The sequence below is a fragment of the Winogradskyella aurantiaca genome (genome assembly GCF_003362725.1).
Taxonomy (GTDB): Bacteria; Bacteroidota; Bacteroidia; order Flavobacteriales; family Flavobacteriaceae; genus Winogradskyella_A; species Winogradskyella_A aurantiaca.
Map to the genome: position 1 here is coordinate 52,227 of NZ_QKTV01000001.1, position 22,142 is coordinate 74,368.

Consider the following 22,142-nt stretch of genomic DNA (forward strand, 5'->3'; position numbering starts at 1 on the left):
ATTATTGATTAAGCTTCGTCCATATTTGATTTCCCAACTCCTAACAGTAGCCTTTTGCTGCTTGGTCATGTACCGTTGCAAGGAGTCAGCCAATACACCACCCTCTAATGAACAGGTAGAGAACCTGATTGATCAACCTGAAACAGAGACCATCTTTTACGGTCCTGGTGATTATTACTTTGGGCAATTACAAAACTCGGCACTGGAAGGTGGAAAATACAATGCCGAACTGGTCCGTTTTGAAATAGATAGTACGGATCTTGTTCGAGGGTCCTTTTATTTTCAGCCCTATGGAAGTGATGGGATGCGTGGTTCTTTCTCAGGTATCATTGACCGGGAAACCCAGCAATTAATGTGCAAGCGGTTATTTTATGCTGAAGGAGAACGTTACAAAGAAGCTATAGCATACCCCTTACTTGAAGAAGCATTTGGACTGGGGTACACCGATACGGGAGGCATGGCAGCTAGCCTACCTGCAGTTGATCCCAATACCTTTGAGACCATCTTTAAAACGTTTAAACGGCAGGAATTAGAGGGACGTATTAATTCAACCGATAGAAGCCGATTGAAACAACTGGACTTTCTTTTAAAAAATGGTTTTACAGAATCTGATTTGGAAACCATACCCTTTATGGAAGTCATGCTTAACCTCGATAACGATGCCTCCTCCATGGAATATTTAATCTATGTTATGGACCCGATGCTATGTGGTAGTGGTGGCTGTAATTTGTTTGTGGTCAACAGTAAGGGAGACACTGAATCTGCAATAACAGTGAGTCGCCCCCCTATTTATATTCCGGTATTAAGTATAGAGGAGCAGCAAACATTAGCTGGGCAATGGAAAGATCTATATGTTTACAGTGATGGCATGCGTCGATTAACCTATAATGACAATCACTACACCTCTAATGCTAGTATGGGAGAACTGGTAGAAGAATCTGACTTAAGCAACTTTCCAGAATCCTATCTGTTAGTCATGGACTACATGGATTAAGGTTGATAGACAAATAAGCGCTCCTTGCTTTCTTTTGTTCCTCCAGAAGTTCCATTATAAGAAAACGTACTCTTAGCATCTCTTTCCCAAACACAATAAAAGTCCCCCGGAGCCCTGTACTCGCTAATAAATACCTGATGCCCTTCCTTTGATTTCTCACGGCACCACTCCCAAAATTTTACATGATCAAATCCAGACCTGTAAGACGTTGTTGCCTCGTAAGGGGGGTCACAATAGATGATGCTATTTTCGGGTATATCTAGTTCCAGATAGGATTGATTGCGTAATTCTACCCCCTTTAAAAAGGGTATCTGCCTTTTTATATTGTTGTAGTGCTCACGCCAATAGTCGCGTTTTCCTTCTTTATCTCTGCGGTAACCAGCAAACCATTTACCAGCATAGGAATTAAATCCAACATAACCACGTTCGTAACTCTTAAAAGCTTCTGGATTATCCCGCATATCAAGGTACAGTGCTTCAGAAACAAAACTAGGCGGATTCCAATTGTCATAAATCAACGCACACCACATGGCCATTAACTCCTGATGTGCGTCATTGGCAATGCGATTTCCAGACACCTTGTCCATCATGTTCATCCCGCCCGCAAAGGGTTCTACATAATATTGGTCATTTTCCCGGTCCTTTAATAGAATGGGTAGTAAGTCTTTGGCAAAGCGCGATTTGCTGCCCATGTACTTCATTCCCTTGACCTTAAACGATTCATAATATTCATCATAAAAAAAACAATCACCGAAGGCAATACCCAACCCATATTATAAGATGCCAAAGGAATGGCATCCACAAACGGTTGTAGCTGCTCAGCCTTGACAAAAAACTGAAGGAAGTCTGGAATGCTAAACACAAATGCCGTAAGCACTACCATTCTATGAATACTTTTGGAGGCCCAATCGTCGTCAAATAAGTTCAACAAAATTAGAACAATAGAAATAGGGTAAATGAACATTAAGGCTGGAAGCGCTATATCTATAATAAAGCCTACATTGTAACTTCCCATGACCACACCTACAAGACAGCAAACTACAGCTGTGGACACATAAGCCTTTTCAGACCCTTTAAACAACTCTTTAAAAAAATCAGCAATGGAAACCGTAATAGCTACAGCTGTGGTAAAGCAGGCCAGCGCCACCAGAATACTTACAAAACTGGAACCTATAGACCCCAAGGTAATCGTGGACAATCCTAAAAGCAATTCGGTTCTACTGACATCATGATCAAATCCTGAATTGTACTGTGCCCCTAACGCAATAAGTCCCGCATAAATAACAAAGAGACCAAACATGGCCACAAAGCCGGATTTAGCTATAATGGATCGTTTTTCTTTATAAGATTTAAATCCCTGAGCATTGAGTGATATAATTATAACACCCCCCATAACCATACCGGCAAGGGCATCATAGGTTTGGTACCCTTCAATGAATCCGTCTACAATGGGCACTTCCATACGCGATAATTCCATGGCATCCGAGGCTGAAAACAACCCAATGACAATGATGAGTAACACCATAGTTACAATGAGTGGAGTAAGGTACTTACCCAATAAGTTTAAAGCCTTGGACCTATTGACCACAAAAATGAAAACCAGGACAAAATAGATGGTACTGGTTACTATTGGTGGCCTATTAAACAATGGGGCTATGGCCATCTCATGGGTCACTGCTGCCGTCCTTGGAGCTGGTAAGGCCACCACGATCAAATACATAATAATACAATAGATCAAACTAAATTTTGGTGATACTTTCTTGCCAAAGTCTAGCATAGTGCCTTGTAATTTGGCATGGCCAAATAAGGATAACAATGGAATTATTGTGGTTGTTAGAACAAATCCCAGAGCAACCATCCACCAGTCAGGTCCGGTCTTAAACCCTAATAGAGGCGGTAATATTAAGTTCCCAGCACCAAAGAATCCTGCAAATAATGCAAATCCAAAAATTAAAATGCGTTTGGTGTGCTTCATTACTTAGTTCTCACGAGCTCAAGATCCTGAAAATCAAAACTAAAATCGGTAATTGGGGCTATGTAACTCATGGTGGCCGATATGGCCTTACCGGTCTCATCAAATGTAAATTTGACAAACACATCGGCATCAAAAGATCGGTTGTCCCACTTGGCCACAAAGGTTGTGGCGTTATAAGGTAATAAATCACCCTTCAGATCTTTGGATTTTGCACATGCAATACGGTAGTCTCCCGCATTATGAGTAATAACAACGTCTCCAAACCAATCATCTGTAAACGTTCCAACAATCTGATCGGGTTTGGGCAATGCAGAACTTGATTGCATGGCTTTTGTCTGACTGTAAACTGCGGCTTTAATGCTATCGTTATACTTCAAATACTTGTGGTGCCTTTCACCGTAAGTGGTTAACCAGGACCGATCCTCGTAGCCTAGGTAACTATCTTTAATGGTATTAGTAATGGTATTGAATGCCGACCCTACCATCTGATTGGTAAGTACCACAATGGCCAGATCCAATTCGGGTATCATGGTAAACTGGGTCACCGTACCTAAAAGTCCTCCTGTATGGTACACCTGCTTATAGCCTCCTTTGACATCGGTCACAAACCATCCCAGGCCATAGCCTCTAAAATTGGAATCATACCAATCCCCAGGCCTAACTGTTAAGGGCATTTGTAATTGCCACAATTCGTGAAATTGTGCTGAACTCAACAAACGCTCACCGCTGGCAGTAACAGCATCATTCATAAGAAACTTAGCCCAAGTAAGCATATCTGGTACATTACTAACAATACCACCTGCGGCATTTGCCGTTGGACTCCAATCATGAGGAATCTGAATAACCTTTCCTTCTGTTCTTGTATGGGCTTCAATAATATTTGATTTATCAGTGACTCTATTATAGGAGGCCTTACTACTGGTCATACCCACCGGTTTCATAATTCGGTTTTCTATGAACTCTTCCCAGGTCATTCCACTAACCCGTTTAATCACCTCACCAGCCACAATAAACATGAGATTGTTATACTCAAAGGTGCTTCTAAAAGAGCTGTCGGGTTCAATGTATTTTAAATTATCGATAATGTCTTGAATGCTAAAATCCCCGCCTTCAGGAAAAAACATCAGATCGCCGCCCCCAAGTCCTAATCCAGATCTATGGGTTACCAGGTCTTTGATGGTAAATTGGTCGGTGGCCCAGGAATCCTGTAATTGGAATTCAGGAATATGGGTTCTCACCTTATCATCCCATTGCAGCTTGCCTTCATCGATAAGCATGGCCAATGCAAAACAGGTAAACCCTTTACTATTTGAAGCCACTCCAACAAGTGTATTGGCGTCCATTGGTTTTTGAGTTTCCATAGATCGGACTCCATGCCCTTTGGCATAAATAAGGTTCCCATCTTTATAAATACCCACTGAAATACCGGGGACTTCAAAGGTTGTTATGGTATTGGTAATTAACTTGTCTAAAGAACTGGAATCAATTTGTGCCAGAACTGCTGAACTAACAAGTGAAAGAATAACTAAAAAATAGGATCGCATACGGTGGTGATTACAATAATCTCAAATATAGTAAAAGCGTACATTTGTGGCCATGAGATTTGCTTACAAAGGGATCAAGGCCTATTATGAAGAATTTGGAGAGGGAGAGGCCATAGTACTACTCCATGGATTTCTAGAGACCTCTACAATGTGGCATTATTTAGTTGGTGAATTTAAGCATACACATCGCGTCATTACCATAGATCTGCCAGGTCACGGCAAAACAGGATGTTTGGGTTATGTGCATTCTATGGAAGAAATGGCCCAATTGGTAATGCACTTGTTACAACACCTATCGGTTAGTACCGCAAAGTTTATTGGACATTCCATGGGAGGCTATGTGGCCTTAGCCATTGCTCATATGAAGCCAAGTTTCGTGTCTGGTCTTTGTTTAATGAATTCAACCTTTCAAGAAGATTCTGAGGAACGTAAAGAACTGAGACAACGCTCTATTGAAATGGCCAAAACAAACTACGAGAATCTGGTACGCTTATCCTTCTCAAATTTATTTGCCCCGGAAAGCCGGACTACTTTTAAAAATCAATTTGAAGATGCTTTGGAGGTGGCACTTCAAACACCAGTGCAAGGTTATATCGCTGCACAGAATGGTATGCAGTTGCGAAAAAACCACTTGGAAAGCTTTTTAAAAGTTCAAGGGCCAAAAGCGCTTATCATTGGTTCTAAGGATACTATAGTAGATGGTGAATTTTTGAAAAGTACCGTCCAGGATGCCGATGTCTCCGTCTGTGAATTATCTGGAGGGCATATGAGTCATATTGAAAATATGTATGATTTAACTTACTTTTTATTACACTTTATCCAATAATTTAAGTTATTTAGCGATTATTGAGGTTTTTTTTCATAGTTTTATCAAACCAAATCTAAGACCATGAGTACTAAAACCAACGCATCCTCTTTTGCTAGATTGTATTGCAGTGTATTTGGTCATAATTATCAATTGACCAAACGGGTGACCAAACATGTTAAGGAATACACCTGTACCTGTTGCAAGCATCAGTTGACGACTGACGTTAACGGCAACTTAATTGAATTAACACCAAAGTACCAGGAAATCAATTCTGCACTAGAACGTATCTATCAAAACCGTATGGCAAGACTTGGCCGAAAGGTGACTCGCATGGCCGCCATGTATTAACAATAACTTAGATACTTACTTCATTGTTTTTATTATCTTTAGTGTCCTTCTGACCATCCGCTAAAGAAAATAGTTATTAATGAAGCATTTGCATTGCGCAGTATTTGGGCATAATTTTCAAATAAAAAGAGAGGTTACCTATTTCGTAAAAGAATACCGTTGTAAAAATTGCGGCAAAGAAATGACTATTAATGGTAATGGTGAAATGGTCCCATTAACCACAAAATACAAACACATTAATTCAGTACTCCACCGAGTTCATAACAAACGTCTCGAAAAAAGTCAGCGCTGGCTTATGATTGAGGATTAAGCGCGTTCCACCCTTTGGCAATAATAGGAACTTTTGTTTCAGCTCTTGTAACTAAATGCATTCCTCCTGCTTCTTCGGTTACATAGCCTATCACTGTTAGATTGGGATTCCCTTTAATTTTTGGAAAGTCTTTTTGATCAATCGTCATTAACAATTCATAATCCTCACCCCCATTAAGGGCAACGGTTGTGCTATCGATATTAAATTCCTCGCAAGTAGAAATCACTTGAGGATCCAACGGAATTTTGTTTTCGTATAATTCCATTCCAACCTGACTGTTCTTACATAAATGAATCACCTCAGATGATAATCCATCACTAATATCAATCATACTGGTTGGTTTGACATTTAATTTATCCAATAGCTCAACCACATCTTTTCTCGCCTCAGGTTTTAATTGCCGTTCTATAATGTAAGTATACATTGAAAGATCTGGCTGATTTTGAGGGTTTACTTTAAACACTTCCTTTTCCCGTTCCAATACTTGAAGTCCCATATATGCACCCCCCAGGTCACCAGAAACCACCAACAGGTCGTTGGGTTTAGCCCCGGATCGTTGTACCACTTTATTAGAGGCAACAGTCCCTAAGGCCGTAATTGAAATAATAAGACCTGAGGTAGAAGAGGTTGTATCACCACCTACCAAATCGACCTTGTACAAATCTGCAGCCGTTTTAATTCCGGCATACAATTCTTCCAAAGCTTCGAGTGGAAATCTGTTAGATACCGCGATAGAGACCGTAATTTGAGAAGCCTCGGCATTCATAGCGTAAACATCAGATAAATTAACCATTACTGCTTTATAGCCCAGATGCTTTAAGGGTACATAAGACAAATCAAAATGAACTCCCTCAATAAGAAGGTCTGTTGTAATAACGGTTTGGTCATCACTCAGGTCTAATATGGCCGCATCATCTCCAATGCCTTTTACAGTAGAGGTTTTTTGAATCTGAAATTGTGTAGTGAGGTGATCTATCAATTTAAACTCACCTAATTCACTCAAGGGTGTACGCTGTGGATTTTTATCTTCAAACATTTTGCAAAATTAGACAGCTTTTACATACTTAAAAAGGGTTTGTAGAAGTTTATTATCAAACTGAAGTTCTCAACCATATAATTTCAGTAATTTGCCCAAAAAAGTAATGATGATTAATAGCACTTCCATTCATAAGTATGTCTTCTTGTTGGCCTTAGGCTTGGTTTTAGCCTGCACCAACAATGACGATGCACCCGCTCAAGAACCAGATACGGATTTAGATGGTATTGTGGACGCCGTTGACAATTGCCCTGATATGGCCAATCCCGATCAGGAGGATGCTGATGATGATGGCATTGGGGATGCTTGTGATAATGATATGGACAATGATGGTGTTATTGATTCGGAAGATAATTGCCCTGATACTGCCAACCCAGATCAGGCAGATATTGATGAAGATGGTCTTGGTGATGTTTGTGATGATTCAGACGACCGATTTCCAGGATTGTTCAAATGTGAGAATGGAATGGCCGGTGATTATCCTTGTGATGGTATTGACCTGATTTCTAAAATAGACACACAGACCTTAGGCGGCAGTAGCTCTGCCGAAGGAAGTGACATCTGGGGTTGGACTGACCCTACTACTGGTAGTGAATATGCCTTAGTGGCTCTTACCAATAGTACCGCATTTGTAGATGTTACAGATCCACAAGAACCTGTTTTTATAGGTAGACTCAACACCAGTGCTGGAACCAATTTCTGGCGCGATATTAAGGTGTATAATAACCACGCCTTTATTGTAGCAGATGGTGTTGGAGCGCATGGTATGCAGGTATTTGATTTAACACGCTTACGTTCCTCTTTCAATGGACCTCAAACATTTGCGGCTGATGCTATTTATAGCGGGATTGGAAGTTGTCATAATATTGTCATCAACGAAAGTGAGGCTGTAGCCTATCTCGTAGGATGCGACTCTGCCAGTGGTGGACCCATATTTGTAGACATCTCCAATCCAACAAACCCCATGTTTTTAGGCAGTTATAGCTCTGATGGGTATTCGCATGATGCTCAGGTGGTCACCTATTCTGGACCAGATACAGATTATACGGGACGAGAAATTTATGTTGGAAGTCATGGCCCAAGCGACCGCGTGGTGATACTCGATGTTACCGATAAATCCAATGTTACCCAAATCAGCTCATTTTCATATCCACAAAATGGTTATGCCCATCAAGGATGGTTTACTGAGGATCAGCAATACTTTATTCTGGGTGATGAATTGGATGAACGCAACTTTGGTTTTAACACAAAAACGTTGGTCTTTGATTTCTCAGACCTGGACGATCCAAAATTATCAAGTTCCTACTTCGGGCCCACACCAGCTATTGACCACAATGGTTATGTACTTGGCGATGAGTACTATCTAGCCAATTATACTGCCGGCTTGCGAATTTTAGACATCTCTAATATTGGCGCTTCAACAAGTGCCATGACGGAAGTTCGTTTTTTCGACACCTTTCAGTCTAATAACTCTACAAATTTTGATGGAGTATGGAGTGTGTATCCCTATTTTGAAAGTGGTAATATTATTGTGAGCGATACCGTTGAAGGGTTATTTGTTCTCCGTAAAAGTGAAGAATAGACTATGACGTTAATTGAACGGGTTTGGGGTCTTCTATCGCTTTCTGCTCTCTTGTTTTTTGTATCAGGCTGCAGCAATAGCAGTCAGAACGAAACTCCCCATGGTTCAATCTTGTCTGTGTCTACTGTAGGAGGCAGTAATAATGAACGTGGTTCAAGTGTGGTTACAGCTACTGATCAGGGCTATGCGATACTTGGCTATACGCAGAGTAATGATGGTGATGTCACAGATAAGACCGACACTTCTTTTGACTACTGGGTTGTTAAATATAAAGCCGATCATACGATCGAATGGCAAAAAACCTATGGTGGTTCCGGTAATGATCGGGGAAGGTCAATCATTCAAACTTTAGATGGTGGCTACGCCTTAATAGGCTCTAGTTCAAGTACAGATGGTGATGTCTCCAATAATTCCGGACAACTGGATTTCTGGATGGTGAAACTGGATAGCTCTGGTAATATAAGCTGGGAAAACTCTTTTGGTTTCCCAGGGAATGATGAAGGCATATCTCTAATTCAAACCAGTGATTTAGGTTACCTGCTTATTGGTGTTCTCGATGTCACAGGTTCTGGAGGAGAAGGAAATACACGAGCATCATCACGTCATGCGGGTGGTGACTACTGGGCGGTTAAGGTTTCAGCCAGTGGAGAATTGGAATGGAGTCGGTATTTCGGTGGGAATTTCACAGACACCCCTGAAGGGGTGATTCAATTACCAGATGAAGGCTACATAATTGCTGGAGGTTCAGACAGTGAGGACACAGATATTTCCAATAACATTGGCACTTATGATTTTTGGGTCATACGAATTAGTTCGGATGGGGATCTGATTTGGGAACGTTCCTTTGGTGGCACACAAATAGATGAGGCTAGGGCCATTGTTGCCAGTAATGATGGTAATTATTTAATCGTAGGTGACACACGAAGTAATGATGTTATGGTAAGCTCCAATAATGGAGCTGCCGATGTCTGGCTTATAAAAATCACACCCAGCGGCAACCTCATTTGGGAGAAAAACTATGGAGGTTCGGATTTTGATACAGCTCAGGACATTGTAAAATTAAACGATGGCTATGTTATTACAGGCAGTTCTAGATCTGCTGATGGTGACGTTGCAGTCAATAAGGGTCAGAACGATCTTTGGGTCTTTAAAATTGATTTTGAGGGCAATTTGATTTGGGAACAAAGTGTTGGGGGTAGCAATATTGACTTTGGTTATGGCGTTACTTTCTTAAACAATGGTTCTGTGGTTAGTGTTGGAGATACTGGAAGTACCGACGGAGACATTACGGAAAATAAAGGGTTTACAGATTTACTATTAGCAATAATTAATGATTAATTTAAAGTACAAAAGGCACTTCATCTACCTACTTTCCTTTCTGCTATTGGCTTGTAATAGTAAGGATCAGGATGATTTGTTACAATCGGTAGTTCTCAATTTTAGTTTTGAACATTTCTGGGACGATACCCCAGTGAGCAATGCAGACTTTAATGATTTCAAGTTTACAACTGAGGCTGGTGACGTAATTAGTATAGAACGTCTCCGGTATTTGGTTTCAGATGTTCAAATTATTGACGCGAATAATGTTGGTTTAGAGTATGACGTCTACAACCTTGTCGATGTGACTGCAGGTGAAGGTCTCGGTTTCGAGTTTCAGGACGATATCCCACTTGGTACTTACACTGTACGTTTGACTTTTGGCCTGGATAATGAAGACAATGCGGAAAACTATGCCGATTTAAATTCAGCGAATTTTAATGTTCCCGAGATGCTTGGAGGTGGTTACCATTACATGCAATTTGACGGTAAGTTCATCAATTCTGAAAGTGCTGAACAAGGCTTTAATTACCACGCTATTAGAGCTGTTGATATTTCAGGGGGCAGCCCTGTATTTCCTCAGGACACCTTCTTTACAATTGATCTGGGGACAATTTGGATTGGTCCGTCTACAGATATTTCTATAAGGGCCAACCTAGCAGAATGGTTTAAAAACCCCAATAGCTGGGAATTAAATGAACTAAACTCAGTTTTGATGCCCAATGCTAATGCGCAGATACTCATGTATGAAAATGGTCAATCCGTATTTTCGTTAAATGAATAATAGCCATAATGAAGCAACTGCTATTAGTATTTCTTTTTCTGGTGATCTTGTCCTGTTCTAATACAGAAGAGTCCTATTCTCCTATATCGGCACCATTGGATATTCCAGAAGTATTTGAAAATAACATACTGCCACCTGTTATTCCATTGGATAATCCCCAAACCGAAGAAGGTATTGCACTTGGCCGGCGCTTGTTTTTTGACCGTATCTTATCTGGTGACGGTAGTCAGTCCTGTGCCTCATGCCACCAACCACAATTGGCATTCTCAGATGATAATCCCACCAGTAGGGGTATTGAAGGTGAATTGGGCACACGTAATACCATGCCCATTTTTAATCTGGCCTGGAATTATTCAGAACGTTTTGCCTGGGATGGCAAAGAACTTAGTCTGGAGCGTCAAGTCTTAGAACCGGTATCCAATCCCATAGAAATGAACAGTGACTGGGATGAGGTTATTGATCGCCTCAATGCACACCCAGACTACCCCACCTTGTTCAATCAGGCCTTTCCTAACGAACCCATATCGGCAGACTTAGTTACAAAGGCCATTGCGCAATTTGAGCGGACTTTGATTTCTGCCAATTCTAAATTTGACCGCTATTTATTGGGCGAAGTGTCACTTACTGCCAATGAAGAAAATGGATTAAACGTATTTATGGACGAGGCGCGCGGAGATTGTTTCCATTGTCATGGTAGTCCCAATAATCCGTTATGGACCGATAATGATTTTCATAACAATGGCCTGGATGCCACCTTTACAGATTTGGGTCTTGGCGCAATTACTGGTGACCCTACAGACAATGGTAAATTCCGTTCTCCTTCCTTACGTAACCTAGCTTATACAGCGCCATACATGCACGATGGTAGATTTGACAGCTTAGAAGAAGTTATTGATTTTTACAGTGAGGGATTGCAAGCCTCCCCTACCATTGATCCTCTAATGAAAAAAATAGACCAGGGGGGAGTCCAATTAACGGATCAGGATAAAGCAGATCTTATTGCATTTTTACTCACCTTAACAGACCCTTCCTTTCTGGAGACCCAAGGACCTCCAAACTAATAGACAACAGATCATATAAGCGCTCCAACCAATAAAATAAATTCATGAAAACCATAGGCATTTCCTATTATTTCATTTCCTAATATAATGTTAGGAAATATGTTAAAAGAGCGTCTAAGTCGTATATTTGCATACATTTTTGATTAAATCTAAATAAGAATGATAAAAGTCTCTGACAAAGCAAAATCAAAGGTCGTTGAGCTAATGACCGAAGATGGTTTTGATCCAGATGCCGATTATATAAGAGTTGGGGTTAAAAGCGGGGGTTGCTCTGGATTATCCTACGATTTAAAATTCGATAGCGCTCAGGAAGAGGGTGATAAGGTTTTTGAGGATAATGGTGTGCGCATTATTGTGGACAAAAAAAGCTTCTTATACCTTATTGGAACCACCCTTGAATATTCAGGAGGGTTGAATGGAACCGGGTTTGTCTTTAACAACCCAAATGCGAATCGCACCTGTGGGTGTGGTGAATCTTTTTCACTTTAAGAACAAAATCAATGTCAAAGTATACGGAAGATGATTTAAGAGAGGAATTAAAAACCAAAGAATACGAGTATGGTTTTTATACAGACATTGAGTCTGAAACCTTTCCGGTAGGATTAAACGAGGATATTGTTAGAGCCATATCCAAGAAAAAAGAAGAACCGGAATGGATGACTGAGTGGCGTTTGGAAGCCTTTAGATCGTGGCAAGAAATGATAGAACCAGAATGGGCCAATGTGCATTATGAAAAACCTGATTTTCAGGCTATATCCTACTATTCAGCTCCTAACAGTAAACCAAAATATGATAGCCTTGATGAAGTAGATCCAGAATTACTGGCCACTTTTGAAAAGCTAGGTATTTCTCTGGACGAACAAAAAAAATTAGCTGGTGTAGCTATGGATGTTGTGGTTGATTCTGTCTCAGTAGCGACCACCTTCAAAAAGACTTTGGCTGAAAAAGGTATTATTTTCTGTTCCATTTCTGAAGCCATTCAGGAACATCCGGAATTGGTAAAAAAATATATTGGTACTGTTGTACCACAAAAAGATAACTTTTATGCCGCCCTTAATTCGGCTGTCTTTAGTGATGGTAGTTTCTGCTACATTCCTAAAGGAGTGCGGTGCCCAATGGAGTTGTCTACCTATTTTAGAATTAATCAAGCCGGTACTGGTCAGTTTGAACGGACTCTAGTTATTGCAGATGAAGGCAGTTATGTAAGTTACCTGGAAGGATGTACAGCACCAAGCCGTGATGAGAACCAGTTACACGCTGCCGTAGTAGAATTGATTGCATTGGACGATGCCGAAATTAAATATTCAACCGTACAAAACTGGTTCCCTGGAGATGCTGATGGCAAAGGGGGAGTCTTTAATTTTGTGACCAAACGCGGGCTTTGCGAAAAAAATGCCAAAATCTCCTGGACACAGGTTGAAACAGGATCTGCAGTTACCTGGAAGTACCCGAGCTGTGTGCTTAAAGGTGATAATTCTGTAGGTGAATTTTATTCTATAGCTGTAACTAATAATTACCAACAGGCTGATACAGGGACTAAAATGGTGCACTTAGGTAATAATACCAAGTCCACCATCATATCCAAAGGAATTTCTGCTGGTAAATCTCAAAATAGTTACCGAGGTCTGGTTCAAGTGAGTTCACGCGCAGAGAATGCTCGTAACTTCTCACAATGTGACAGCTTACTAATGGGTAATCTTTGTGGAGCACACACATTCCCCTACATAGAAGCAAATAACAAAACCGCAAAGATAGAACACGAAGCAACCACAAGTAAAATTGGTGAGGACCAGATCTTCTATTGCAATCAAAGAGGTATTGACACCGAAAAGGCCATTGCCCTAATCGTTAATGGCTTTAGCAAAGAAGTATTAAATAAACTGCCAATGGAGTTTGCGGTGGAAGCACAAAAACTATTGGAAATAAGCCTAGAAGGTTCTGTTGGATAACTATTGATTTATGAGGATAACTACCATTTTTCTATTCGCACTTATAGTCTTGGTCAGCTGCAAAAATGAGGCAGGTACTGCAGAAGCTGCTAGTACTATGCCTAACGCTGAGGACGGTCTGGTGACTATGAGAGGGGAGTTTATATTTCATGATGGTGCAGCCGTTTTGCAAACCAGGAATACCATTTATGGTGTGGTAATAGACGATATGCTTGAGGAGCTTCAAAGACAGGTGATTCCTTATAAAAAATCTGATCTGGATATGGTGACAGTGACCCTCAGGGGTAAACGTATTCCTAAACCAGAGGGTACTGAAGGGTGGCCTTTTAGTATAGAAATAAAAGAAATATTAAAAATTGAAAATCCCGAGTCAGGCACTCAGGATGTTATAGAATTATCAAAATAAGACCATGTTAAAAATAAACGATTTACATGCCAGTGTTGAGGATAAAGCCATTTTAAGAGGCATTAATTTACATGTTAAGCCAGGTGAGGTTCATGCTATTATGGGGCCCAATGGTTCTGGTAAAAGTACCTTAGCATCTGTGGTTGCTGGGAAGGAAGAATACGAGGTTCAGTCTGGTGAAATTTTGTTGGATGGTGAAAACATTGACGAGCTGTCCGCAGAAGAACGTGCGCACAAAGGTGTCTTTTTATCCTTTCAATATCCAGTTGAAATCCCTGGAGTGTCGGTAACTAATTTCATGAAAACAGCCATTAACGAAACTCGCAAAGCACAAGGTCTTAAGGAGATGCCTGCTAATGAAATGCTAAAAATGATACGGCAGAAGTCCGAGCTTTTGGAGATTGACCGCAAGTTCTTATCCAGATCTTTAAATGAAGGGTTTTCAGGTGGAGAGAAAAAGCGTAACGAAATCTTTCAAATGGCAATGTTAGAACCAAAATTGGCCATTCTGGATGAAACAGATTCAGGTCTGGACATTGATGCACTGCGTATTGTGGCTAACGGGGTTAACAAGTTAAAATCTGAAGACAATGCGGTGATTGTTATCACCCACTACCAGCGTTTGTTAGACTATATTGTACCGGATTTTGTGCATGTACTTTATGAAGGGCGTATTGTTAAGTCTGGTACTAAAGAATTAGCTCATGAACTGGAAGCTAAGGGATACGATTGGATCAAAGAAGAAGTTGGAGTATAATGAGTAAAGTGGCTACAAAACATAACGATTTAAAGGATAAGCTTGTATCCTCATTTCTCGCATTTGAAGAAACAGTGGATATCGATTCACCAATACACGATATTCGAATCGAAGCCATAAAAGCATTTGAGAATCAAGGATTCCCTACCAAGCGCATGGAAGCATGGAAGTATACCTCTTTGAATTCTATCCTAAAACATAACTATTCGGTATTTCCAAAAGTTGAAAATGCACTGGAATATCCTAAGGTTAAAAAATACTTTGTTCACGATATTGATTCGTATAAAATTGTATTCGTAGATGGAAAGTATTCCTCCCACTTGTCGGAAACAACGCATGATGGGATCGATGTTTGTTTAATGTCTGCAGCCTTAACTAAGCCCAAATACCGCCTTGTAATCGATAAGTATTTTAACAAGGTGGCCGAAAAAGATGGGATGGCTTCTCTCAATACAGCCTTTTCTAATGAAGGTGCCTACATTCATATTCCAAAGAATAAAGTGGTAGCGAAGCCTATTCAAATTATTCATTTCGCCACGGGTAGCGAATCTGCTCTAATGCTCCAACCACGAAACTTAATTGTTGCTGAAGAGAATTCACATGTTCAGATCATTGAACGTCATCAGTCGCTCACCGAGAATCCTGTATTAACCAATAGTGTTACCGAGATTTTTGCCAATAAACGCGCCATTGTAGACTATTACAAACTACAAAACGACAAAGAATCTGCTTCCTTAATAGATAATACCTATGTGTCTCAAAAGCAGGAGAGTGTTGCTAGAGTACATACCTTCTCATTTGGAGGGAAACTAACTAGAAATAACCTCAACTATTATCAAAACGGAGAACGTATTGATTCAACCCTAAAGGGGGTCACCATCATTGGCAACAAGCAACACGTAGACCACCATACACTGGTACATCATATCGAACCTAACTGTGAAAGTCATCAGGATTACAAGGGTATTTATGGAGATGCTGCAACCGGTGTGTTCAATGGAAAAGTTATTGTTGAAAAAGAAGCTCAGAAAACCAATGCGTTCCAGGCCAATAACAATATTCTATTAAGCGATAAATCCAGCATCAATACCAAACCGCAACTAGAGATCTTTGCAGACGATGTTAAGTGTTCTCATGGTTGTACTATAGGTCAGTTGGATGAAAGCGCCTTATTCTACATGCGTTCACGTGGAATCCCTGAAAAAGAAGCAAGAGCCCTTTTGATGTATGCCTTTAGTAATGATGTTTTGGAGACGGTTAAGATTCCTGAATTAAAACAACGTGTTACCAAGTTAATTGCTCAAAAACTGGGAGTTAATATAGGATTCGATCTATAAATAGCATTTTTAAAATATTTGATAAGGGCTAGAGAATAAACCTCTAGCCCTTTTTGTTATAAAAAAATGCTAGCTTTAGTATTAGGTTAGAAAATATAAAGATTGAAGAATTACATTGTTTTCATATTATTCTTGACACTAAGTTGTAAGACGTACTCACAAGACTCTATAAAGGTAATTGAGTTTGATAGATTTGGTTCAATCTATAAAGATTTTGTGATAAAAAACGATGAAATCTTTGCAATTACAAGGCAAGATAGTCTTGTAAAATGGAACATTCTTTCGGGAGAAAGTGAGTTAATGAGAACGAAGGTAACATCAGTAGCTAAGGATCAAAACGGGATACTTTTAATAACTAGTTCAAGCCTAGAGCTAATGGAATCGAGTGACGGAGAAACGTGGAAGGAGATAGATAAGATCCCGTCCGAAGGAAGAAAAATTCATTTTGACTCTCGTAACAGACCTCTCGTTATACATCAGAAAGGAATTTATTACAACGACGAGAATCACTGGCCAAATAAGAAATGTCGTGTTTTTAATTCTTTTGAGGACCAAGATGGAAATCCAGTCACTTATTTTCAGATTCCAGATTATTCTTTTATGGACTCTAAGGATAGAGTATGGCTTACCTTTAATGGTGGAGAATGGGGACCAGATATTTGTTTTTTTGATGCCATCAACCAAGTCTATTTTCCAACCAAATATTTTAATCTAAAGGTTGATTATGACAGATGGACAAATTCTAGTCGCTATGAAAAGGATGTAATTCAGGCACACCCAGACGAAATTAGAATTATTGACTCTAAAAGGTATAATAAATTTCCATCGAATCTTCCATTTAATAGTGATATTAAAAGCATTTATGAGGATCCTTTTGGAAACTATTACATCGCCCAAAGTACAATGCATTTTGGTCTTGAAGGGTCAATAACCAAATTGAATGCGTGCGATATAATAGACTTTTATTCGAAATCAGATATTGAGGTTTTAGATTTTTATGAAGATGTACACTCGTTTACTGATAAAAAAGGTGACCAAGAAGAAAACCGTTTTAAAACCGTCACAGAGTGTCTTGGCCCTTTAAATTATAACTCATACGATGGGTTTATATATTACTTCACTAACAACGGTTTTTTTAAACTATTTGAAGGTGAAAAAGCTAGTCAGAAAGAACTAATTTTTAATCCTAAAATTATATGGAAAGAAGGTTTGCCTAATGCTGTTGGATATCAAATGGCCGTTAAAAAATTTGAGTTCATAAATAATAATGACTTTGTATTTTTAACTAATCTCGATGGGATAGGATATTTCTCAGAAAATTCGATTACCTTCTTTCGATAGATTAATAAAATTAACTGCTTTTAAGGATTTATCCTCTTTTATACAGGGGATTTGCTTCGTACCTTTGCTTTATGAAAACAGTGGAATTATTAGATGTTGAGAAGATAAGAAAGGATTTTCCTATTCTTAAAAGAGAAGTGAATGGCAGGCCGCTTGTTTATTTGGATAATGCGGCTACCTCACAAACCCCACAGCAGGTGATTAACGTGATTGTAGATTACTATTCCAATTACAATGCCAATATTCACAGAGGAGTTCACAGCTTAAGTCAGGAGGCAACGGATGCCTATGAATTGGCACGACAGAAAATCCAGAAACACTTTAACGCTAATAAATCGCACGAGATCATTTTTACCTCAGGAACCACACATGGCATTAATTTAATTGCCAACGGTTTTTCTAACCGACTCAAGGCTGGTGATGAAGTCATCGTCTCTGCTCTGGAACACCATTCTAATATTGTTCCCTGGCAGATGCTTTGTGAACGAAGTGGAGCCAACTTAAAAGTCATTCCAATGACGCAGGCCGGTGAGCTAGACATGGAGGCTTATGGTAAGCTATTAAATACTAATACCAAATTGGTTTTTGTCAACCATATTTCCAATGCCCTGGGTACGATAAATCCTGTAGCCGAGATTATAAACATGGCTCACGAGGTTGGTGCAGCGGTCCTTGTAGATGGGGCTCAATCCGTTCCGCATATGAACATAGATGTTCAGAAGCTCGATGCAGATTTCTATGTATGTTCGGCTCACAAGATTTGTGGCCCTACGGGAATAGGGATGTTGTATGCCAAAGAATCCTGGTTATTAGAACTCCCTCCTTATCAAGGAGGTGGCGAAATGATCTCAGAAGTGACTTTTGAAAAGACCACTTATGCAGATCTTCCTCATAAATTTGAGGCTGGTACTCCCAATGTTTGCGGAGGCATCGCTTTTGGGGCAGCCATTGACTATATGAATGCCATTGGGCTGGAAGCCATCTCTAGCTACGAACAAGAACTTCTGGACTATGCGACCCAAGAATTAAATTCTCTGGATGGGGTTGTTATTTATGGTCCTGATAAAAATAAAACTTCCGTTATTTCATTTAATGTTGAAAACATCCATCCTTACGATGTGGGGACGCTTTTAGATAAAATGGGAATTGCTGTAAGAACAGGGCATCATTGCGCCCAACCAATTATGGATTTCTATCAAATCCCAGGAACTATAAGAGCATCTTTTATGTTCTACAATACAAAAGATGAGGTTGATACTTTTATAAGTGGTCTTAAAAAAGCAATTTTAATGCTCTCTTAGTTAAGGACGGCGCGTTTTTTGTAGCTTTAAAGTTTTAACGGTTCAAATATGCGTAACACTATCATTTGTCTAGCGGTACTTATAATTGCTGGTTGTAAAGCTCAGACTCCTCCAATGTTGGATTCTCAAGATGCTAAAAACAAACAACCCCAAACGGCAACTCTTACTGAAATACAATACAAACGACAATCAAGAGGTTTGCGTTCCCTAACTACCATTACTCCAAAAAAATTAACCATAGCCACGGCTAATAAAAAATCGCAATCTTTTACCATTCCTAAGGAAGCCTGGGATAGCCTAAGTTACTACGCCAAAAAAATTAAGCCAACCGATCTTAGCAAGCTTGAGGCTCCTACAGAATACAGGACCTATGACGGTGCCGCAGCAGCAACCCTAACCCTGGTTATTAACAAGAAATCCTGGCCTTCAGCCATTTTTGATGATGGCCATCCTCCTAAAGAAATCGAAGACCTGGTAAACAAGTTGTTATCCCTTGAAGAGCGTTACGTGAAAGATTGATTAGTTGTATCTTTGCCAAAAGATTTAATCCATGACCATTGAAGAAATAAAGGCGGATATTGTTGATGAGTTTTCAATGTTTGACAATTGGGAAGACCGCTATCAGTATATGATAGATCTTGGTAAAACTTTACCGCTAATTGCACCAGAATACAAAACAGATGATCACATCATAAAAGGCTGCCAAAGTAAGGTATGGGTTCATGCTGATATGGAAGATGATAAAGTAGCTTTTACAGCAGATAGTGATGCTATCATTACCAAAGGAATTATTGCCATACTTATTCGTGTGTTCTCCAATCAACACCCGACTGATATTATAGAAGCTGATACCGATTTTATTGATGAAATTGGTCTTAAAGAGCATCTATCGCCAACTCGTGCTAACGGTTTAGTGAGCATGATTAAACAGTTAAAAATGTATGCCATTGCATACCAAACACAATTGAATTAAAATGAGTGAAGCCACCATAGATACACAAGCCCTTGGAGAAAAAATTGTGAGGGTTTTAAAAACCATATATGACCCAGAAATTCCTGTTGATATTTATGAATTAGGATTGATATATGATGTATTTGTTAATGAGGATAATGAAGTTAAAATTTTGATGACCTTAACCTCCCCTAACTGTCCTGTTGCTGAAACCCTTCCAATGGAAGTTGAGGAAAAGGTGAAGTCCTTAAATGAAGTTAAGGATGCTGAGGTAGAAATAACCTTTGATCCTCCATGGTCACAAGATTTGATGAGTGAAGAAGCCAAATTGGAATTAGGAATGCTTTAACCTGACAGAAATGAGCAAAGTAGGAATTGACGCTATGGCATTTTATGTGCCAAATTTATATGTAAGCATGGATGATCTGGCTGCAGCCAGAGGAATTGAAGCTGAAAAATTGAAACGAGGATTGGGTCTGCAAAAAATGGCCCTTCCAGATGTAGGTGAGGATGCAGCTACCTTTGCAGCCAACGCCTTGCTTAATCTCATTCAACAAAACGCTATCGATCCAAGCACCATAGGACGTGTGTATTTAGGTACCGAGAGTGCTGTTGACGGATCCAAACCAACAGCTACTTATGCTGTAGAAATTGTTGAGAATCACTTAGCAGATACCTATGGTAGCAGGAGTTTTAAAAACTGTGATATTCTGGATATGACTTTTGCCTGTGTAGGTGGGGTGGATGCCATGCATAACAGTGTTGACTGGGTGAAACAAGATCCATCGCGTAAAGCTGTGGTCATTGCATCAGATTTGTCTAAGTATGAGCTTAATTCTACTGGTGAATACACACAAGGAGCTGGTGCCGTAGCTGTATTAATTGCCCATGAACCAAGTATTATCTCATTTGGTAACGCCTGGGGTGTAGGTTCTAAAAGTGAAGGCGATTTCTTCAAACCCAGACGTTATTTTGAAAAGAGCGATTTATTAAAATCTGTCCTGGCAGAATTGAATCTGGATCATTCCGATGAGGCAGTTTCCCAATTTATTGAAGCTAGTAATTCTTCCTTCTGGAAAGATCCATCGGAACGCATAGAAATTTTTAAAGAAGAACCGGTATTTGACGGCCAGTTTTCTAATGCTTGTTACGAGGAACGTATTACCGAAGCTTTGGCTCACTTTAATTCACAAGACGCTACAAATTTCCTGGAATCATGGGATCATTTGATTTTTCATCTTCCCTATGCCTTCCATGGGCGTCGCATAATATTCAACAACTGGTTAAACTGGGTAAAAGGATCTGATGCCTTATCTGAACTGGAAACGGAGATTGGTTCAGCCTCTGAAACCGATGCTAAAGACTGGAATAAACGGGCCTATAAATCACAACTATATAAGAACTTTGTAGTTCAGAAAATTGCGGCGGGTGAACTGGCCTCTTCTGAGATAGGAAACATGTATACAGCATCGATTTTTATGTCCCTACTCAGTCTTTTAGCCAATGCACTATCCACCAATCAGGATATTACTGGTGAGACTATTGGATTTATTGCTTATGGTAGTGGTTCAAAAAGTAAGGTTTTTGAAGGCACTATTGAAAGCGGATGGAAATCAAAAATTAAGCCCATTAACTTGTTTGAAACACTTAAAACGAGAGATGCCATTGACGTAGAAACATACGAACAGTTGCATGGATTTAAGGTTTCGACTCCGGTAGCCACCAATAAGAAAATTAGTCTGGATTATATAGAAACCGAACCTACCAACTACGGTTTAAGACGCTATTCCATTAAATAATATGGCTGAAGAAATAGTTAATAGAGTTACTCAAAGCAAACTTAAAGTTATTGACCTTGAAGAGTATTATCCTTCTGGAAAACGCATTAGCTTGGACATTAAAGATTGGTTGTTTCAAGAATTGGTTTTACGTGAGAAAGAATTTAGAGCTCATGTGGACGCCCATGACTGGACTCAATATCAGGACAACTATGTGGCCTTATATTGTTCAACCGATGCCATTATCCCCGATTGGGCCTACATGCTCATAAGCTCCAAACTCCAGCCTTTTACAAAATTTACAGTAGTTGGAAACGCGGAATTGTTAGATACTTTACTGTATCAGCAAATCTTGGATAATTTAGAAGTATCAGATTACAAAGGGCTTCCTGTTATTATTAAAGGTTGTTCTAACAAGCCCGTTCCCCTTAATGCACTTAATGCGTTAACGGCCAAATTAATGCCTGTAGCCAGATCCATAATGTATGGGGAAGCATGCTCTGCAGTACCACTTTATAAAAGAAAATAATTAGAATTATGAAAATCAAGCAAGTATAGGATT

General features: G+C 39.7%; 24 protein-coding genes. 20 read left to right on the top strand and 4 right to left on the bottom strand.

Annotated features, from left to right (window positions below; translation table 11 throughout):
• Nucleotides 1-25: 25 nt before the first annotated feature.
• Nucleotides 26-994: a hypothetical protein gene (locus DN064_RS00245; protein WP_157962185.1), complete on the top strand. Its 969-nt coding sequence runs from the start codon at nucleotides 26-28 to the stop codon at nucleotides 992-994.
• On the opposite strand, the gene DN064_RS00250 is transcribed toward DN064_RS00245, so the two are convergent.
• From DN064_RS00250 to DN064_RS00260, 3 genes are read right to left on the bottom strand one after another with little or no spacing between them, the layout of a single operon-like run.
• A complete protein-coding gene (locus DN064_RS00250; protein ID WP_115460608.1) occupies nucleotides 991-1,695 on the bottom strand; it encodes a DNA adenine methylase in 705 nt (234 codons plus the stop codon). The genes DN064_RS00245 and DN064_RS00250 overlap by 4 nt on opposite strands.
• Nucleotides 1,692-2,969 carry a branched-chain amino acid transport system II carrier protein gene (gene brnQ / locus DN064_RS00255; RefSeq protein ID WP_115460609.1) on the bottom strand — a complete coding sequence of 426 codons (1,278 nt, stop codon included), beginning with the start codon at nucleotides 2,967-2,969 and terminating at the stop codon, nucleotides 1,692-1,694. Before brnQ ends, DN064_RS00250 begins: the two co-directional genes overlap by 4 nt.
• On the bottom strand, nucleotides 2,969-4,513 hold the full coding sequence (locus DN064_RS00260; protein WP_115460610.1) for a serine hydrolase: 1,545 nt from the start codon (nucleotides 4,511-4,513) through the stop codon (nucleotides 2,969-2,971). The genes brnQ and DN064_RS00260 overlap by 1 nt, the downstream gene beginning before the upstream one ends.
• A 52-nt stretch (nucleotides 4,514-4,565) precedes the next feature.
• On the opposite strand from DN064_RS00260, the gene DN064_RS00265 reads away from it, so the two are divergent.
• The 3 genes from DN064_RS00265 to DN064_RS00275 all read left to right on the top strand — a co-directional run bounded on the left by DN064_RS00265 (nucleotide 4,566) and on the right by DN064_RS00275 (nucleotide 5,979).
• Entirely contained in the window at nucleotides 4,566-5,339 is a 774-nt protein-coding gene (locus DN064_RS00265; protein ID WP_115460611.1) for an alpha/beta fold hydrolase, read from the top strand.
• A gap of 63 nt (nucleotides 5,340-5,402) precedes the next feature.
• Nucleotides 5,403-5,669, top strand: a complete 267-nt coding sequence (locus tag DN064_RS00270; RefSeq protein WP_115460612.1) for a hypothetical protein — start codon at nucleotides 5,403-5,405, stop codon at nucleotides 5,667-5,669.
• A 79-nt stretch (nucleotides 5,670-5,748) separates the two neighbouring features.
• On the top strand, nucleotides 5,749-5,979 hold the full coding sequence (locus DN064_RS00275) for a hypothetical protein (protein WP_115460613.1): 231 nt from the start codon (nucleotides 5,749-5,751) through the stop codon (nucleotides 5,977-5,979).
• Here DN064_RS00275 and thiL read toward each other — a convergent pair.
• Nucleotides 5,963-7,015 carry a thiamine-phosphate kinase gene (gene thiL, locus DN064_RS00280; protein WP_115460614.1) on the bottom strand — a complete coding sequence of 351 codons (1,053 nt, stop codon included), beginning with the start codon at nucleotides 7,013-7,015 and terminating at the stop codon, nucleotides 5,963-5,965. The genes DN064_RS00275 and thiL overlap by 17 nt on opposite strands.
• A 109-nt stretch (nucleotides 7,016-7,124) precedes the next feature.
• On the opposite strand from thiL, the gene DN064_RS00285 reads away from it, so the two are divergent.
• The 16 genes from DN064_RS00285 to DN064_RS00360 all read left to right on the top strand — a co-directional run bounded on the left by DN064_RS00285 (nucleotide 7,125) and on the right by DN064_RS00360 (nucleotide 22,109).
• Nucleotides 7,125-8,597, top strand: a complete 1,473-nt coding sequence (locus DN064_RS00285; RefSeq protein WP_198659379.1) for a choice-of-anchor B family protein — start codon at nucleotides 7,125-7,127, stop codon at nucleotides 8,595-8,597.
• Nucleotides 8,598-8,600: 3 nt separating this feature from the next.
• Nucleotides 8,601-9,935 carry a hypothetical protein gene (locus tag DN064_RS00290; RefSeq protein ID WP_115460616.1) on the top strand — a complete coding sequence of 445 codons (1,335 nt, stop codon included), beginning with the start codon at nucleotides 8,601-8,603 and terminating at the stop codon, nucleotides 9,933-9,935.
• Nucleotides 9,928-10,698 (top strand): MbnP family protein, encoded by a 771-nt coding sequence (locus DN064_RS00295; protein WP_115460617.1) that lies wholly within the window; start codon nucleotides 9,928-9,930, stop codon nucleotides 10,696-10,698. Before DN064_RS00290 ends, DN064_RS00295 begins: the two co-directional genes overlap by 8 nt.
• An 8-nt stretch (nucleotides 10,699-10,706) precedes the next feature.
• Nucleotides 10,707-11,759 (top strand): cytochrome-c peroxidase, encoded by a 1,053-nt coding sequence (locus DN064_RS00300; protein ID WP_198659380.1) that lies wholly within the window; start codon nucleotides 10,707-10,709, stop codon nucleotides 11,757-11,759.
• Between the two features lie 159 nt (nucleotides 11,760-11,918).
• On the top strand, nucleotides 11,919-12,248 hold the full coding sequence (locus DN064_RS00305) for a HesB/IscA family protein (protein WP_115460618.1): 330 nt from the start codon (nucleotides 11,919-11,921) through the stop codon (nucleotides 12,246-12,248).
• A gap of 11 nt (nucleotides 12,249-12,259) precedes the next feature.
• The gene (gene sufB / locus DN064_RS00310) at nucleotides 12,260-13,708 is read left to right on the top strand and encodes a Fe-S cluster assembly protein SufB (protein WP_115460619.1); all 1,449 of its coding nucleotides are present in this window, start codon (nucleotides 12,260-12,262) and stop codon (nucleotides 13,706-13,708) included.
• Between the two features lie 10 nt (nucleotides 13,709-13,718).
• Complete coding sequence (locus DN064_RS00315) at nucleotides 13,719-14,114, top strand: hypothetical protein (RefSeq protein ID WP_115460620.1); 396 nt, start codon at nucleotides 13,719-13,721, stop codon at nucleotides 14,112-14,114.
• A gap of 4 nt (nucleotides 14,115-14,118) precedes the next feature.
• Nucleotides 14,119-14,871 (top strand): Fe-S cluster assembly ATPase SufC, encoded by a 753-nt coding sequence (gene sufC, locus DN064_RS00320; RefSeq protein ID WP_115460621.1) that lies wholly within the window; start codon nucleotides 14,119-14,121, stop codon nucleotides 14,869-14,871.
• Complete coding sequence (gene sufD, locus DN064_RS00325; RefSeq protein WP_115460622.1) at nucleotides 14,871-16,208, top strand: Fe-S cluster assembly protein SufD; 1,338 nt, start codon at nucleotides 14,871-14,873, stop codon at nucleotides 16,206-16,208. The genes sufC and sufD overlap by 1 nt, the downstream gene beginning before the upstream one ends.
• Before the next feature lie 216 nt (nucleotides 16,209-16,424).
• Nucleotides 16,425-17,549, top strand: coding sequence for a hypothetical protein (locus DN064_RS00330; protein WP_198659381.1), 1,125 nt, complete (start codon nucleotides 16,425-16,427; stop codon nucleotides 17,547-17,549).
• A 71-nt stretch (nucleotides 17,550-17,620) separates the two neighbouring features.
• The gene (locus DN064_RS00335; RefSeq protein ID WP_115460624.1) at nucleotides 17,621-18,850 is read left to right on the top strand and encodes an aminotransferase class V-fold PLP-dependent enzyme; all 1,230 of its coding nucleotides are present in this window, start codon (nucleotides 17,621-17,623) and stop codon (nucleotides 18,848-18,850) included.
• 48 nt (nucleotides 18,851-18,898) lie between these two features.
• On the top strand, nucleotides 18,899-19,369 hold the full coding sequence (locus DN064_RS00340; RefSeq protein ID WP_115460625.1) for a hypothetical protein: 471 nt from the start codon (nucleotides 18,899-18,901) through the stop codon (nucleotides 19,367-19,369).
• Between the two features lie 31 nt (nucleotides 19,370-19,400).
• The gene (locus DN064_RS00345; RefSeq protein WP_115460626.1) at nucleotides 19,401-19,823 is read left to right on the top strand and encodes a SufE family protein; all 423 of its coding nucleotides are present in this window, start codon (nucleotides 19,401-19,403) and stop codon (nucleotides 19,821-19,823) included.
• 1 nt (nucleotide 19,824) lies between these two features.
• Nucleotides 19,825-20,151: an SUF system Fe-S cluster assembly protein gene (locus tag DN064_RS00350; protein WP_115460627.1), complete on the top strand. Its 327-nt coding sequence runs from the start codon at nucleotides 19,825-19,827 to the stop codon at nucleotides 20,149-20,151.
• A 10-nt stretch (nucleotides 20,152-20,161) separates the two neighbouring features.
• Nucleotides 20,162-21,601 carry a hydroxymethylglutaryl-CoA synthase family protein gene (locus tag DN064_RS00355; RefSeq protein WP_115460628.1) on the top strand — a complete coding sequence of 480 codons (1,440 nt, stop codon included), beginning with the start codon at nucleotides 20,162-20,164 and terminating at the stop codon, nucleotides 21,599-21,601.
• Nucleotide 21,602: 1 nt separating this feature from the next.
• Nucleotides 21,603-22,109, top strand: coding sequence for a DUF2480 family protein (locus DN064_RS00360; protein WP_115460629.1), 507 nt, complete (start codon nucleotides 21,603-21,605; stop codon nucleotides 22,107-22,109).
• The last annotated feature ends 33 nt before the right edge of the window (nucleotides 22,110-22,142 follow it).